1 pseudogene is annotated in these 1,340 nt (G+C 64.9%); it reads left to right on the top strand.

The features are described 5' to 3' along the window. Positions 1–293 precede the first annotated feature (293 nt). A pseudogene (gene pctB / locus HMPREF3014_RS24100) lies at positions 294–1,340 on the top strand (methyl-accepting chemotaxis protein PctB); the annotation flags it as partial.

The raw sequence follows: 1,340 nt of genomic DNA, 5'->3' as shown, positions 1-1,340 counted from the left end.
GAGCTGGAAACCCAGGCCGGGCGCCTGCGCCAACTGGTGGACAGCTTCAAGATCTGAGACCGGCCGGTCTCGTCGCCGAACCGGCGGACAACCGCGATGCGGTTATCCGCCCTGCCGACGAAAAGCGCCCACGGGCGCTTTTTTTCGTTCTCCAGGTCGCATTCGGTGAAACCATTCATCCGTTGCGCTAAAGCTTCCGGACTTGCCGCCGACAGACACGGCAAGCCTTGCAGTTGCGATCCAACTGGGGCTGTTCACGACAGCGCGCCCGCGCCTCCCGGATGCAAGAAACCATGATCAAAAGTCTCAAGTTCAGCCACAAGATCCTGCTCGCCGCCGCGCTGGTGGTGATCGCGACCTTCTCCCTCTTCACCCTCTACAACGACTCCCTGCAGCGTGCCTCGATCCGCGAGGACCTGGAGGACTACCTGCACGAAATGGGCGAGATCACCGCCAGCAACGTGCAGAACTGGCTGAGCGGGCGCATCCTGCTGATCGAGAACCTGGCCCAGACCCTGGCCCGCGACCACAGCCCGGAGACCACCCAGGCCCTGCTGGAACAGCCGCTGCTGGGCTCGACCTTCCTCTTCACCTACCTGGGGCAGACCGACGGCACCTACACCGCGCGCCCCACCAGCGACCTGCCGGCCGACTACGACCCGCGCCGCCGCCCCTGGTACAACGCCGCCACCAGCGCCGGCCAGACCACCCTCACCGAACCCTACATGGAGCCGGCCATCCACGAGCTGGTACTGACCATCGCCAGCCCGGCGCGCCAGGGCGGCCAGCCATTCGGCGTGGTCGGCGGCGACCTCAGCCTGCAGACGGTGGTGAAGATCATCAACTCGCTGGACTTCGGCGGCATGGGCTACGCCTTCCTGGTCAGCGGCGACGGCAAGATCCTCGTCCATCCGGACAAGGACCAGGTCATGAAGAGCCTCAGCGACGTCTACCCACGCAACACGCCGAAGATCGGCAGCGGCTTCAGCGAGGCCGAGCTGCACGGCAACACCCGGATCCTCAGTTTCTCTCCGGTCAAGGGCCTGTCCGGCCTGGACTGGTACATCGGCATCTCTGTGGACAAGGACAAGGCCTATGCCATGCTCACCAAGCTGCGTACCTCGGCGATCGTCGCCGCGCTGATCGCGGTGGTCGCCATCGTCCTCCTCCTCGGCATGCTGATCCGCGTACTGATGCAGCCGCTCACCGACATGGGCCGCGCCATGCAGGACATCGCCCAGGGCGAAGGCGACCTGACCAAGCGCCTGAAGGTCACCAGCAACGATGAGTTCGGGGCCCTGGCCATTTCCTTCAACCGCTTCGTCGAGCGTATCCACGAA

Origin of the sequence: Pseudomonas sp. HMSC065H01 (assembly GCF_001815235.1) — a bacterium.
GTDB lineage: Bacteria > Pseudomonadota > Gammaproteobacteria > Pseudomonadales > Pseudomonadaceae > Pseudomonas > Pseudomonas aeruginosa.
This window is presented reverse-complemented; position numbering and strand designations above follow the sequence as displayed.